At 62.8% G+C, this 13,871-nt stretch carries 16 protein-coding genes and 1 riboswitch; of the genes, 11 read left to right on the top strand and 5 right to left on the bottom strand.

Annotated elements, in window-relative coordinates:
* Positions 1–201: 201 nt before the first annotated feature.
* The 11 genes from H6M51_RS06325 to H6M51_RS06275 all read left to right on the top strand — a co-directional run bounded on the left by H6M51_RS06325 (position 202) and on the right by H6M51_RS06275 (position 10,878).
* Positions 202–1,287, top strand: a complete 1,086-nt coding sequence (locus H6M51_RS06325) for an MBL fold metallo-hydrolase (RefSeq protein ID WP_185809049.1) — start codon at positions 202–204, stop codon at positions 1,285–1,287.
* 61 nt (positions 1,288–1,348) lie between these two features.
* Positions 1,349–1,469, top strand: a riboswitch (TPP riboswitch).
* 91 nt (positions 1,470–1,560) lie between these two features.
* Positions 1,561–3,399, top strand: coding sequence for a phosphomethylpyrimidine synthase ThiC (gene thiC, locus H6M51_RS06320; RefSeq protein WP_185809048.1), 1,839 nt, complete (start codon positions 1,561–1,563; stop codon positions 3,397–3,399).
* Positions 3,396–4,379 carry a glycine oxidase ThiO gene (gene thiO, locus H6M51_RS06315; protein WP_185809047.1) on the top strand — a complete coding sequence of 328 codons (984 nt, stop codon included), beginning with the start codon at positions 3,396–3,398 and terminating at the stop codon, positions 4,377–4,379. Before thiC ends, thiO begins: the two co-directional genes overlap by 4 nt.
* Positions 4,376–4,573 (top strand): sulfur carrier protein ThiS, encoded by a 198-nt coding sequence (gene thiS / locus H6M51_RS06310; RefSeq protein WP_185809046.1) that lies wholly within the window; start codon positions 4,376–4,378, stop codon positions 4,571–4,573. Before thiO ends, thiS begins: the two co-directional genes overlap by 4 nt.
* A 1-nt stretch (position 4,574) precedes the next feature.
* A complete protein-coding gene (locus H6M51_RS06305) occupies positions 4,575–5,351 on the top strand; it encodes a thiazole synthase (protein ID WP_185809045.1) in 777 nt (258 codons plus the stop codon).
* Positions 5,348–5,953, top strand: coding sequence for a thiamine phosphate synthase (locus tag H6M51_RS06300; protein ID WP_185809044.1), 606 nt, complete (start codon positions 5,348–5,350; stop codon positions 5,951–5,953). Before H6M51_RS06305 ends, H6M51_RS06300 begins: the two co-directional genes overlap by 4 nt.
* Before the next feature lie 87 nt (positions 5,954–6,040).
* On the top strand, positions 6,041–6,949 hold the full coding sequence (gene dapF / locus H6M51_RS06295) for a diaminopimelate epimerase (protein ID WP_185809043.1): 909 nt from the start codon (positions 6,041–6,043) through the stop codon (positions 6,947–6,949).
* Positions 6,946–8,238: a tRNA (N(6)-L-threonylcarbamoyladenosine(37)-C(2))-methylthiotransferase MtaB gene (gene mtaB / locus H6M51_RS06290; protein WP_185809042.1), complete on the top strand. Its 1,293-nt coding sequence runs from the start codon at positions 6,946–6,948 to the stop codon at positions 8,236–8,238. Before dapF ends, mtaB begins: the two co-directional genes overlap by 4 nt.
* Before the next feature lie 19 nt (positions 8,239–8,257).
* A complete protein-coding gene (ftsY, locus tag H6M51_RS06285) occupies positions 8,258–9,622 on the top strand; it encodes a signal recognition particle-docking protein FtsY (RefSeq protein WP_185809041.1) in 1,365 nt (454 codons plus the stop codon).
* Between the two features lie 27 nt (positions 9,623–9,649).
* Positions 9,650–10,291, top strand: a complete 642-nt coding sequence (locus H6M51_RS06280) for a septation protein A (protein WP_185809040.1) — start codon at positions 9,650–9,652, stop codon at positions 10,289–10,291.
* Between the two features lie 5 nt (positions 10,292–10,296).
* Complete coding sequence (locus H6M51_RS06275) at positions 10,297–10,878, top strand: DUF2585 domain-containing protein (RefSeq protein ID WP_185809344.1); 582 nt, start codon at positions 10,297–10,299, stop codon at positions 10,876–10,878.
* A 10-nt stretch (positions 10,879–10,888) separates the two neighbouring features.
* Here H6M51_RS06275 and H6M51_RS06270 read toward each other — a convergent pair whose 3' ends face one another.
* From H6M51_RS06270 to ccmA, 5 genes are read right to left on the bottom strand one after another with little or no spacing between them, the layout of a single operon-like run.
* A complete protein-coding gene (locus tag H6M51_RS06270; protein WP_185809039.1) occupies positions 10,889–11,482 on the bottom strand; it encodes a DsbE family thiol:disulfide interchange protein in 594 nt (197 codons plus the stop codon).
* Complete coding sequence (gene ccmD, locus H6M51_RS06265) at positions 11,479–11,652, bottom strand: heme exporter protein CcmD (protein WP_185809038.1); 174 nt, start codon at positions 11,650–11,652, stop codon at positions 11,479–11,481. The genes H6M51_RS06270 and ccmD overlap by 4 nt, the downstream gene beginning before the upstream one ends.
* Positions 11,649–12,416, bottom strand: a complete 768-nt coding sequence (locus tag H6M51_RS06260) for a heme ABC transporter permease (RefSeq protein ID WP_185809037.1) — start codon at positions 12,414–12,416, stop codon at positions 11,649–11,651. Before H6M51_RS06260 ends, ccmD begins: the two co-directional genes overlap by 4 nt.
* Before the next feature lie 59 nt (positions 12,417–12,475).
* Positions 12,476–13,135, bottom strand: coding sequence for a heme exporter protein CcmB (ccmB, locus tag H6M51_RS06255; RefSeq protein WP_185809036.1), 660 nt, complete (start codon positions 13,133–13,135; stop codon positions 12,476–12,478).
* Positions 13,132–13,779, bottom strand: coding sequence for a heme ABC exporter ATP-binding protein CcmA (gene ccmA / locus H6M51_RS06250; protein ID WP_185809343.1), 648 nt, complete (start codon positions 13,777–13,779; stop codon positions 13,132–13,134). The genes ccmB and ccmA overlap by 4 nt, the downstream gene beginning before the upstream one ends.
* Between the last annotated feature and the right edge of the window lie 92 nt (positions 13,780–13,871).

The raw sequence follows: 13,871 nt of genomic DNA, 5'->3' as shown, positions 1-13,871 counted from the left end.
TTGACCTCCGGGATCTCTTTATACCTTCTCGGGTCCCGGTCGGCGGCTCGGAGTTCTCGTCTCTTCGCAGATTGCGGCGGATAAACAGGAAAACGGCCCGGAAGTCAAGCAAAGTCCCGATTTTTCGGGAGATGCGCAGCACCCGGCAATCTGCGGCAGCGCTATTGCCGTAGAATTGACAAAACCACATATGGGTAAGCCATGAACAGACGCAGCTTTCTCAAATGGTCGGGCTTCGGCCTGGTTGCCGCAACGCTGGGAGGTCTCGGCATGCGCGAAGCGCAGGCGGGCAACCGCTATTACACGGGTCCCGTCTCCGATCATTTCGACGGCAAGGTGTTCTTCAACCCAGGTGGAGAGGAGCCGCGCGGCTTTGCTGACCTGCTGCGCTGGCAGTTCGGCGGCGGCAAGATCGACTGGCCCAAGGCGGTGGCAGCAGCGGATTTCGTCACGACCAAACCCGAGCCGCGCGTCGATGGCAGCCGGCTTGTCGTCAGCATGGTCGGCCATGCGACCCTGCTCATCCAGACGGCAGGGCTGAACATCCTGACCGACCCGGTCTGGTCGGAACGGGCAAGCCCGGTTTCCTTTGCCGGACCAAAGCGCAACAATCCGCCGGGTGTCGCCTTTGACGACTTGCCGAAGATCGATATCGTCATCGTCACCCACAATCACTACGACCATCTGGATACCGCAACGCTGAGGCGCCTTTTCAGGCGGGACAATCCGCGCATCGTCACCCCCCTCGGCAACGACACCATCATGCGCGACGACATGCCGGGCATGGTGGCAAGCGTCATGGATTGGGGTGATCGGGTCGATCTCGGCAATGGGGTCGTGGTTCACTGCGAGCCCTGCCACCACTGGTCGGCGCGCGGCATGGGCGACCGGCGCATGGCGCTCTGGGCTGCCTTCGTGATTGAGACGCCGGGCGGCAAGATCTACCATATCGGTGACACCGGCTATGCCGAGGGTAAGCACTATCGCGAACTCAAGGCCAAGCATGGCGACATCAGGCTCGCGATCATGCCCATCGGCGCCTATGAGCCACGCTGGTTCATGAAGGCGCAGCATCAGAACCCGGAAGAGGCGATCGAAGGCTTCCGCTTGAGCGGGGCGGCCTTTGGCATCGGCCACCATTTCGGCACCTTCCAGCTGACCAATGAAGGCATCGACGATCCGCCGAAGGCGCTCGTGACGGCCATGTCTGCGGCCGGGATCGGCAATGAGCGCTTCAAGGGATTGCGACCCGGCCAGCAGTTCGAGGTGCCTCTCACAAACGCTTGAGGGGCAAGACCCAAGAGACACGAGCCGCGTTGACACGGCTCACGCTTTTGACCAGACTTGACGCATTCACCAGGGGTGTCCCGACAAGGGGCTGAGATATCGCTACGCCGAGATGGCAGCGCGGTGACCCGTTGAACCTGATCCAGTTCATACTGGCGTAGGGACGGTGCGAGCGCTGCTAAACGATGATTCGAAAACCCGAATCCCGTGGCGTCTTTCCATCATTCCGGCTGACATGACTGGGTCTCCAACCTGAACACTTGGAGCTCCATGATGAACATTGCCCCTAACTTCCCAAAGCCCGACGTCACCACCGGGCCGCTTCCCGCCTCGACCAAGATCTTCTTGGCGGGGGACATGCACCCGGATATCCGCGTGCCCCTGCGAAAGATCGCGCTGCACCCGACCTCCGGCGAACCGCCTGTCAATGTCTATGACGCGTCAGGACCCTATACCGACCCACAGGCGACCATCGCCATCGACCAGGGGCTTGTCCGGCACCGGACAGCCTGGGTTACGGCACGCGGCGATGTCGAGGCCTATGACGGCCGCGCGGTCAAACCCGAGGACAACGGCTTCGTCTCTGCCGACAAACTGACACCAGCGTTTCCCGTGAAACATCAGCCGCTTCGTGCCACGGGCGGCAAGGCCGTGACGCAGCTTGCCTACGCCCGCGCCGGCATCATCACGCCGGAAATGGAATATGTGGCGATCCGCGAAAACCTTGGCCGCAAGGCTGCGAAGGAAGCGCTTGTGCGTGACGGCGAAAGCTTCGGCGCCGCGATCCCCGACCACGTGACGCCGGAATTCGTCCGCCAGGAGATTGCCCAGGGACGGGCGATCATCCCGGCCAATATCAACCACCCGGAACTGGAGCCGATGATCATCGGGCGGAATTTCCTGGTGAAGATCAACGCCAATATCGGCAACTCGGCCGTCACCTCTTCCATGGCCGAGGAAGTCGAGAAGATGGTCTGGGCGATCCGCTGGGGGGCCGACACGGTTATGGATCTCTCGACCGGCCGCAACATTCACAACATCCGCGACTGGATCCTGCGCAATTCACCTGTCCCGATCGGCACCGTACCGCTCTACCAGGCGCTGGAAAAGGTCGGCGGCATTGCTGAGGACCTGACCTGGGAGGTCTATCGCGACACGCTGATCGAGCAGGCCGAACAGGGCGTCGACTATTTCACCATCCATGCCGGCGTGCGGCTGCATTACATCCCGCTCACCGTCAACCGCGTTACCGGCATCGTTTCGCGCGGTGGTTCGATCATGGCTAAGTGGTGTCTGCATCACCACAAGGAGAGCTTTCTCTACGAGCATTTCGAGGAAATCTGCGACATCTGCCGCGCCTACGATGTCTCCTTCTCGCTGGGCGATGGGCTGCGCCCCGGCTCGATTGCCGATGCCAATGATGCCGCCCAGTTTGCCGAACTGGAGACGCTGGGTGAGCTTACGCAGATTGCCTGGGGGAAGGATTGCCAGGTGATGATCGAGGGCCCCGGCCATGTTCCCATGCACAAGATCAAGGAGAACATGGACAAGCAGCTGAAGACCTGCGGCGAGGCCCCCTTCTACACGCTGGGGCCGCTGACGACGGATATTGCACCCGGTTACGACCACATCACCTCCGGGATCGGGGCTGCGATGATCGGCTGGTTCGGCACGGCGATGCTTTGCTATGTCACGCCGAAGGAGCATCTGGGTCTGCCCGACCGCGACGACGTGAAGACCGGCGTCATCACCTACAAGATTGCGGCTCATGCCGCCGACCTCGCCAAGGGTCATCCGGCAGCGCAGCTGCGTGACGATGCACTCAGCCGTGCCCGCTTCGAGTTCCGTTGGGAAGACCAGTTCAACCTGTCGCTCGACCCGGAAACCGCCCGAGCCTTCCATGACGAAACCCTGCCGAAGGAGGCGCACAAGGTCGCGCATTTCTGCTCGATGTGCGGGCCGAAATTCTGCTCGATGCGCATCTCGCATGACATCCGCGCCGAGGCCCAGAAGGAGGGCCTGACCGCCATGGCGGAGAAATACCGCGCCGGCGGCGATCTCTACATGACGGCGGACGAGGTCGCAGCGCTCGAAACGGGAGAGCGGCCATGACAGTTCTGATAAAGGGCGCCGGTGTCGCAGGGCTGGCGACGGCCTTGGAACTGGCGCGAAGAGGTATGCCTGTCGAGGTCGTGGAGCGCCGGGCCGATATCGGGCTTGGCGCCTCCCATTGGGCGGGCGGCATGCTCGCCCCCTATTGCGAGCGGGAGGCGGCGGAGGAGATCGTGCTGACATCAGGTCTCTTGGCCGCCGACTGGTGGGACGAGGCAGTGCCCGGTCTCGTCCAGCGCCAGGGCACGCTGGTGCTGGCCAATCCGCGCGATCTTGCCGACCTCAAACGCTTTGCGAGCCGCACGCGCGGCCATCGCTGGCTGGGCGAGGACGAGATCGCAGAGCTTGAGCCGGATCTCACCGGGCGTTTCGGCACCGGCCTCTTCTTCTCAGAAGAGGCTCATCTCGATCCACGCAAGGCTCTGCGGGGTGTTTATCAGGCGGCGCGGCAGCTCGGGGTCTCCTTCCGCTTCGGGGAGGAGGCAGGTGATGCGGCAGGCTACGCGAGCGTGGTGGATTGCCGGGGACCACAGGCGATCGGTGAGATCGACGGATTGCGCGGCGTGCGCGGGGAGATGCTCTATCTGGAGACAGGCGATGTTGCCCTCTCCCGGCCCGTCCGCCTTCTGCATCCCCGCCACCCCCTCTACATCGTGCCGCGCGGCAACGGGCTGTTCATGCTGGGCGCGACCATGATCGAGGCTGAGGATGACGGGCCGATCACCGCGCGTTCGATGATGGAACTGCTCAACACAGCCTATGCGCTGCACCCGGCCTTTGCCGAGGCGCGCATCGTGGAAACCGGCACCGGCATACGCCCGGCTTTCCCTGACAATGTGCCTCGCCTCGTCGAAACCGCCGAAGGCCTGGCCGTGGCGGGCATGCACCGCCATGGTTTTCTGCTCGCTCCGGCACTGGCGCGTGAGGCGGCGGAGAGGCTGACGACCACACACGCATCTGAGAGAAGGAGGAGCGCATGAAGCTCACCGTCAACGGAGAAGCCCTGGAGCTCGATGCGGGCAACCTCGCCGATCTCCTGGCAAAGCTCGACTACGAGGGCGACTGGCTGGCAACCGCCGTCAATGGCGACCTGGTTCATCGCGAGGAGCGTGCCGCCCATGCTTTGAAGGAGGGCGACCGGATCGAGATCCTTTCGCCCATGCAGGGAGGCTGAGATGGCCCTGGAACTCTATGGAAAGACCGTCTCCTCGCGCCTCTTGCTCGGCACCGCGCGCTACCCCTCGCCCGCGATCCTGGCCGAGGCCGTAAGGCGATCGAAGACCGAGATCGTCACCGTCTCGCTGCGCCGGGAAACCGCGGGCGGCAAGGCGGGTGGGGCCTTCTTCCAGCTGATCCGCGATCTCGGCGTCCACGTCCTGCCCAACACCGCCGGCTGCCACAGCGCCCGCGAGGCGGTGCTGACGGCAAAGATGGCGCGGGAGGTCTTCGGCACCACTTGGATCAAGCTCGAGGTGATCGGGCATCACGACACGCTGCAGCCCGATGTTTTCGAACTGGTGGAAGCGGCGAAGATCCTCGGTTCCGAGGGCTTCGAGGTCTTCCCCTACACGACAGACGATCTGGTGGTCGGGGAGAAGCTGCTCGCCGCCGGCTGCCGAGTGCTGATGCCCTGGTGCGCCCCGATCGGCAGTGCCATGGGGCCGCAGAATCTGCCGGCACTCAAATCCATGCGGGCGGAATTTCAAGACGTGCCGCTGATCGTCGATGCCGGCATCGGTCGTCCCTCCCATGCGACAGCGGTGATGGAACTCGGCTATGACGCCGTGCTGCTCAACACCGCCGTTGCCAGCGCCGGCGATCCGGCTGATATGGCCGAGGCCTTTGCCAAGGCGATCGAGGCAGGACATATGGCCCATCAAGCCGGCATGCTGGAGCCGCGCGACATGGCGGTACCGTCAACACCCGTCATCGGAAAGGGGGTCTTCGCATGAAGCTCGATCCCTTCTACCTCATCGTCGACAGTGCCGACTGGATCGAGCGGCTGGTGCCGCTGGGGGTCAAGCTGGTGCAGCTGCGGATGAAGGACGCCGAGGAAAGCGTGCTTCGCCAGCACATCCGCCGCGCCCGGCAATGCTGTGCCGATCATGGCTGCCAGCTCATCGTCAACGACCACTGGCAAATCGCCATCGACAAGGCCTGCGACTTCGTGCATCTCGGCCAGGAGGATCTGGCAACGGCGGATCTCACCGCCATCCGCAGCGCGGGCCTGAAGCTCGGTCTTTCGACCCATGACGAGGCGGAACTCGAAACGGCGCTGGCCGCCAAGCCTGAGTATATCGCCCTCGGCCCGGTCTATCCGACGATCCTGAAAAAGATGCCCTGGGCACCGCAGGGCCTGGAACGGCTGACGGTGTGGAAGGAAAAGATCGGCCCCCTGCCCCTGGTCGCCATTGGCGGGCTTCGGCCCGACCGGCTTCCGGGCGTCTTCGCAGCAGGGGCCGAATGTGCGGCAGTAGTGACGGACATTACCTTGCATGCCGATCCCGAGGCGCGAACCCGGGAATGGCTTGACGTGACCGAACCATGGCGTTGACCATGCACGCGCGGTTTTGGTCGCTCTACTGGTAATTCGGCTGCTTTTCCGCCATATAGGCTGAAAATGCAGCTTTCTGGAGTGACGATGTCGGATCGGGTCGAATTCGCGAGGATGAACGGGCTTGGCAACAAGATCCTGGTCGTCGACATGCGCGGTCGCATCGACCGGTTGACGCCGGCTGCGGCAATCGCGCTCGCCGCCGACCCGGCGACCGCCTTCGACCAGATCATGGCGATCCACGATCCGAAGCTCGACGGCACGGACGCCTATATCGACATCCTGAATTGCGACGGCTCAAAGGCGCAGGCCTGCGGCAACGGCACGCGTTGCGTGGTGCAGGCGCTCGCCAGCGAAACCGGCCGCAAGAGCTTCACCTTCCAGACCATCGCTGGCATTCTGAACGCCGTCGAGCATCAGGATGGCACGATCTCCGTCGACATGGGAAAGCCCGTGTTTGCCTGGGACAAGATCCCGCTCTCGGAAGAATTCCACGACACCAGCCGCATCGAGCTGCAGATCGGCCCGATCGACGCGCCGATCCTGCATTCGCCCTCGGCCATGTCGATGGGCAATCCCCATGCTGTGTTCTGGGTCGATCGCGATCCGATGACCTATGATCTGGAACGCTTCGGTCCGCTCCTCGAAAACCACCCCATTTTCCCGGAAAAGGCCAATATCACGCTCGCCCAGATCACCTCGAAGACATCAATGGTGACGCGCACCTGGGAACGCGGCGCCGGCCTGACGCTTGCCTGCGGCTCTGCCGCCTGCGCCGCTGGTGTATCCGCCGCGCGTACCGGTCGCACCGAGCGCAAGGTGACGATCACGGTGGCGTCGAGCCCCAATCGCGGCATGCTGACCATCGACTGGCGTGCCGACGACAAGGTCGTCATGACCGGGCCCGCCGAATGGGAATGGTCCGGCACGGTCGATCCGGTGACCGGCAGCTGGCAGCGCGATGTGAGCGCCGATGCAGAGGCCGCCACCCCGTGACCTCTGCGCGACAAGGCGCCGTCGAGGTCATCACATTCGGCTGTCGCCTGAACACCTATGAATCCGAGGTCATGAAGGCGGAAGCGGCCAAGGCCGGGCTGAACAATGCCATCCTCGTCAACACTTGTGCGGTCACCTCCGAGGCCGTGCGCCAGGCCCGCCAGGCAATCCGCCGGGCGCGACGGGAAAACCCTGAGGCCTGCATCATCGTCACCGGCTGTGCTGCCCAGACGGAAGCGCAAAACTTCGCGGATATGCCCGAGGTCGACGCCGTCCTTGGCAACGAGGAAAAGCTAAAGGCCGAGCACTATCGCCGCCTGCCGGATTTCGGCGTCTCGGCGGAAGAGAAGGTTGCCGTCAACGACATCATGAGCGTGACCGAGACGGCACCGCAGATGGTGGCGCATATAGACGGCCATGTGCGCGGCTTCTTGCAGGTGCAGAACGGCTGCGATCACCGCTGCACCTTCTGCATCATTCCCTATGGCCGTGGCAATTCGCGCTCCGTGCCGATGGGCGCCGTCGTCGAGCAAGCGCGCAAACTCGTCGAGAACGGCTATCACGAAGTGGTGCTGACGGGGGTGGACGCGACGAGTTATGGCGCGGACCTGCCCGGCACTCCGACGCTTGGCCTTCTGGCCAAAACATTGCTGAAGCAGGTGCCGGAAATCCTGCGCCTTCGCCTTTCCTCGATCGACAGCATCGAGGCAGACAGCCATCTCTTCGACCTGATTGCCGATGAGCCGCGTTTCATGCCGCATCTGCATCTATCGCTGCAGCATGGCGACGACATGATCCTGAAGCGCATGAAGCGGAGGCATTCGCGCGCCGATGCGATTGCCTTTGCCGAACAAGTCCGGCGCCTGCGCCCCGGCTTTGCCTTCGGCGCCGACATGATTGCCGGTTTCCCGACGGAGACCGAGGAGATGGCGGCAAACTCTGCCCGCCTCGCCGAGGAAATCGGCATCGCGCATCTGCATGTCTTTCCCTACAGCCCCCGCCCCGGCACGCCGGCAGCCCGGATGCCGCAGCTCGACCGTACGCTCGTCAAGGCACGGGCGGCGGAACTCCGCGCGGTAGCCGATCGATTGCAGGCTATGCATCTCGCCTCGCATGCCGGCACACTTCAGAAGCTGCTGGTCGAGCGCAACGAAATGGCGCATACGGAAGACTTCACCCTCGTTGCAGCGCCCGGGATGACACCCGGCAGCCTCATCGAGGTCTCGATCGGCGGCCACAACGGTCGCCATCTGACGATTGCATCGGCAGCGGCAAGCGCGGCTGACTGACACACGGAATAGAGCGACCATGGCCCTCGGCTTCATCAAGAAAGTCTTCACCTTCGGCAAGGAGAAGCCGGCAGAAACGCCTGCAGCGCCGGTGGAGCTGACGTCCGAGGAGAAGGCCGCGATCTCGGCTGAAAGCGAGCCGAAGGGTCGCGACGAAGACCTTCCCCTGGCAGAGGATCCGGTTCTCGCCGAGGAAATGGAAACGGCAGGCGGTCCATCCGACGATCTGTCGCCTGAAGATCTATCCATGGTGCCGCTCGAACTGCTTGAGGCGGAAGCCGAAGAAGAGGCTGAAGACGCCTCGGTTCAGCAAGCCGCACCGGCCGCAACGGAACCGGAGGAAGAGCAAGTCGCCGCCGCCGTCGCCGAGACTTCGGCGGAACCGGTTGTCCCCGTGCTGCCCAAAGGTTTCGCCACCGCTGAGGCGAGAGCGCCAGAACCCGAAGCCCCTGCCCCGACTGAGAAGCTCAGCTGGTTCCAGCGCCTGAAGGCTGGCCTCTTCCGCACCTCTTCCCAGCTGACGAGCCAGATCACCGCGCTCTTCACCAAGCGCAAGCTGGACGACGAGACGCTGGAGGAACTGGAAGACCTGTTGATCCAGGCCGACCTCGGCGTCGAAACGGCACTCCGCGTCACGGACACGCTGGCCTCGGAGCGCTATGGCAAGGATGTGACCGGCGAGGACGTCACCAAGACCATGGCGACAGAGATCGTCAAAGTGCTGAAGCCGGTCGCCAAGCCGCTGGCCCTTGATCTCAGCCACAAGCCGCATGTCATCCTCGTCGTCGGAGTGAACGGCACCGGCAAGACGACGACCATCGGCAAGCTCGCCGCCAAGCTTTCGGGCTCGGGGCTGAAGGTAATGCTCGCAGCCGGCGACACCTTCCGTGCCGCGGCCATCGAACAGCTGAAGATCTGGGCCGACCGCACCGGTTCGACCTTCATCGGCACCAAGCTCGGCGCCGACGCGGCCGGCCTCGCCTACGAAGCCTTCGAGCGCGCCAAGGCGGAGAAATCCGACGTGCTGATCATCGACACCGCCGGTCGCCTCCAGAACAAGGCGGAACTGATGGCGGAACTCGAAAAGATCGTCCGCGTTCTCGGCAAGCTCGATCCGGATGCGCCCCACACCGTGCTGCAGACGCTCGATGCGACGACGGGCCAGAATGCCCTGCAGCAGGTCGAGATCTTCCGCAACGTCGCGGGCGTCAACGGCCTGATCATGACCAAACTCGACGGCACGGCGCGCGGCGGCATTCTTGTTGCCATTGCCGCCAAGCATAAGCTGCCCGTCTATTTCATCGGCGTCGGCGAAGGCATCGACGACCTCGAACCCTTCGAGGCGGAAGACTTCGCCAGCGCCATTGCCGGCATCGCGCGCTGAGCGCCGGAAACATCAGGAAGCGACATCATGTCGGACACATCCACCGATACCCATGCATCCAAGGCTGAAAGACAAAATCCTCTGCTGAAGATGGCGCTCGAACTCGGGCCGCTCTTGATCTTCTTCTTCGGCAACCTGCGCGGCGAATGGCTGGCGAAGACCTTTCCGGAGCTCACCGCCATCGGCGGACCGCTCCTGATCGCGACCGCTCTTTTCATGGTCGCAACGGTCATCTCGCTGATCATCTCGAAGATCGTCTTCAAGCACCTGCCGGTCATGCCCTTCGTCTCGGGCATTGTTGTCCTGGTCTTCGGCGGCTTGTCGATCTGGCTGCAGGACGAGACCTTCATCAAGATGAAGCCGACCATCGTCAATACGCTCTTCGGCGTGGTCCTGCTCGGCGGGCTCGTCTTCGGCACTTCGCTTCTCGGCTACGTCTTCAACGCCGCTTTCCAGCTCGATGCGGAAGGCTGGCGCAAGCTGACGCTGCGCTGGGGCATCTTCTTCCTCTTCCTTGCGGTCTTGAACGAAGTCGTCTGGCGCAATTTCTCCGATGATGTCTGGGTCAGCTTCAAGGTCTGGGGCACGATGCCGATCACCATCCTCTTCACGCTGGCCCAGATGCCGCTGATCATGAAGCATTCGCTGGAAGACAAGGATCAGAAATGAACAGTATGACCGGCCAGAGTAGCGACCATTCAACGACGCGTTTCTGGCTGGTGGTGACCTTCGTCATCATCGCGGTTCAGGTCGTCTCGCAACATCTGATGGGCCGCATCTGGATCTGCGAATGCGGTTACGTGAAGCTCTTCGAAGCCGGCGTGAACACACCAGGCAATTCGCAGCACCTGTTCGACTGGTACACGCCGTCGCACATCATCCACGGCTTCCTGTTCTATGGCCTGGGCTGGTTGGTGATGCGTAACAAGCCAATCACCGCGAAGCTTGCGCTCGCCGCCTTGATCGAGGCAGGCTGGGAGATCCTGGAAAACTCGCCAATCGTTATCGACCGCTACCGCACCGCGACCATGGCGGTCGGCTATACCGGCGACAGCATCCTGAATTCCGGCATGGACATGGTGGCGATGATCGCCGGCTTCTTCTTCGCCGCCCGCATGCCCATCTGGCTGACCGTCGTCATTGCGCTGGGCTTCGAGGTACTGACCGCGATCATCATCCGGGACAATCTGACACTCAACGTCGTCATGCTGGTCTGGCCGGTCGAGGCCGTCAGAACCTGGCAAGGCGCGCTCTGACCGGAACGGATCAGCTTTTGCTGAGCGCCTTCTCGATTGCCGGCATCAGCTGAGTCCGGAAGCTTTCTGCATCGAAGGGGCCGACCTTCTTGTAAAGGATCGTCCCGTCTGGGCCGACGAGATAGCTCTCCGGAATGCCATAGACACCCCAGTCGATCGCTGCCTTGCCGTTCGGATCGACACCGATCGCCGCATAGGGATTGCCGAGCTCGCCCAGGAACCTGAGCGCGTTGTCGTTGCGGTCCTTGTAGTTGATCCCGACGACATTGACGCGTGGATCCTTGGACAGCTCCAGCAGCATCGGATGCTCCTGGCGGCAAGGGACACACCACGAGGCAAACACGTTGACGAGAGTCAGCTTGCCCGAAATCGCGGCCGTCGTCAGGGCAGGGCGCTCGGATCCCTCAAGCGCGACGAGCGAGAGCTCCGGTGCCTTGGTACCGATCAGTGCCGAGGGAATTTCAGAGACATCCCGACCCGATTGCAGTTGGGTCATGAAAACGGTTGCAAGTCCGGCAAACAGGACGAGCGGCAGGGCAGCGACCACATAACGCCCGCGTCCCTTGGCCAAAGATGCGGTATTGCCGTCACTGTCCCCGGTCATGATTGGGCGCCCTGCGGTGGAGCGCTCGAACGCCGGCGGATGCCTTGCGTCTCAAGCGTCTTGAGTTCGCTCCTGCGCGCCCGACCGTCGAGATAGACCCAGACGGTCAGGCTGAGACAGATCGCGGCCGTCATCACATAGGAGCCGATCACATAGAAGGCGTGTGTCATGCCTGATGCTCCCGACCGGCCTGACGCGCCGCCATCCGCCTCTGGGCGCCGACGCGACGGCGCCAGATCTCGTTGCGCATGGCCATCAGGTGCAGGGTGAAGAAGAGAAGGGTGAAGGCTATCGCCATGACCAGGAGCGGCCAGAGGAACTCCGGATGAATCGTTGGCCCGTCAAGCCGCATGACGCTCGCCGGCTGATGCAGCGTATTCCACCAGTCGACCGAGAACTTGATGATCGGGATGTTTACGAAGCCGACCAGGATCAGCACGGCGCTGACGCGTGCAGCCTTGGACGGATCGTCCATGGCGCGGTTGAGCGCAATCAGACCGAGATACATCAGGAAGAGCACGAAGACCGATGTAAGACGCGCATCCCAGACCCACCAAGTGCCCCACATCGGCTTCCCCCAGAGGGAGCCGGTCACAAGCGCAATCAGTGTGAAGGCAGCGCCAAGCGGTGCAGCAGCCTTGTGGCTGACATCGGCCAGCGGATGGCGCCAGACCAGCGTCCCGATCGCCGACAGTGCCATCACGGAGTAACACATCATCGAGAGCCAGGCAGCTGGCACATGCACATACATGATCCGCACGGTGTCGCCCTGCTGGTAGTCGGTCTCGGACGTGAAGCCGAGATAGAGCCCGACGGCGAACAGAATGACGGTCAGCCCGACGAACCACGGAAGAACCCGCTCGACAAAAGCGAGGAATCGCGTCGGGTTGGCGAGGTCGATGATCTTGGTTACGGCGAGGCTGTTGTCGGTCATGTCTCGTTCTAGCCTGTCTCAAGCGGGCCTGCAATTGATCCTGGTCAAGCCGAAATGTCTCAGTCTGCAGAACTGCGCAGCGCTGCGGCGGCACCAACCGGTCCGATCACGGCGAAGAGAAGGGTGATGGCAGACAGGAAGAGAAAGGGCGGCAGGAACGGCGCCGGATCTTCGACAGCTGCATAGGACGCGCTGACGCCAAAAATCAGCACGGGAACGGCGAGCGGCAGCACGAGGATGGAGACGAGCAGACCGCCGCGCGGCAACGCGACAGCAACGGCGGCACCCGCCGCACCGATGAAGGTGATGGCCGGCGACCCGACCAGCAGCGTCAGCATCACCGCCCCGATGGCGATCTCGTCCATGTTCATGAACAGACCGAGCAGCGGCGAGGCGATCACGAGCGGCAGACCGGTCGCGACCCAATGGGCCAGGCATTTGACGAGCACTGTCAGCACCAGCGGCGTTTCCTGCATTAGCAGGATGTCGAGCGAGCCATCATCCCGTTCGGCCTGGAACAGACGGTCGAGGCCGAGCAGGGCCGAAAGCAGGGCACCGATCCAGACGATCGCGGGTCCGATCCGTGACAGGAGATTGAGATCCGGCCCGACACCAAAGGGAATGACAGCGACAACGGTGGTAAAGAACAGCACCCCGATCAGTGCGCCGCCGCCGGCACGGACGGAAAGCTTCAGGTCCCTCAGGAAAAGCGCCATCATCCGGCATACTCCATGTCGACACCATCGAAGCCGAGCATCTCCAGCGATTGCGCACCCTCGAGACCGAGCGGCTGATGGGTCGCTGCAATGGCAATCCCGCCGGATTGACGGTGATGACGCACGAGACCTTCGAACATCGCGTCCGCCTTGCGGTCGAGGGCGGCGGTGGGCTCATCAAGGATCCAGACAGGACGATGCGCAACGAGCAGCCGGGCCATGGCGAAGCGCCGCTGCTGGCCGGCCGAGAGATAGCCATAGGGCAGGTGGGTGATGCCGGAAAGATCGACGGCGGCTGCAGCCTCCTCGACATCAAGGCTTCGCCCCGTACCGATATCGCCCAGAAACGACTTCCAGAAGGCGAGGTTTTCGGCAACCGTCAATTCCCGCTTCATGCCGTTGCGATGACCGAGATAATGGCTGAATTCACCCGCCGGTCGCGCCTCCTTGTCCGTGCTCGACAGGCAGATCGCCCGCCCTGTTTCGGGGCGAAGCAATCCGGCAACGACACGCAGAAGTGTCGATTTGCCGGAGCCGTTCCGACCCGTCAGGACCAGCGCCTCTCCGGCGCTCAACGTAAAGGAAACATTAACGAAAATCAGATCTTCGCCACGACGTGCTGAGAGATTTTCGGCTTCGAGCCTGATCATGGTCGCTTTCTGGCAGGATGAGGCCTGCCTCATAAAAAAATCCGTTTTCGCCCTTCGTCGGTCTGGCGCCTTTCTTAGAAATTATCTAT

This window comes from Rhizobium sp. AQ_MP (genome assembly GCF_014237835.1).
GTDB lineage: Bacteria > Pseudomonadota > Alphaproteobacteria > Rhizobiales > Rhizobiaceae > Allorhizobium.
The sequence above is the reverse complement of the archived record's forward strand: the minus strand, read 5'-3'. Positions and strand labels throughout refer to the sequence as shown.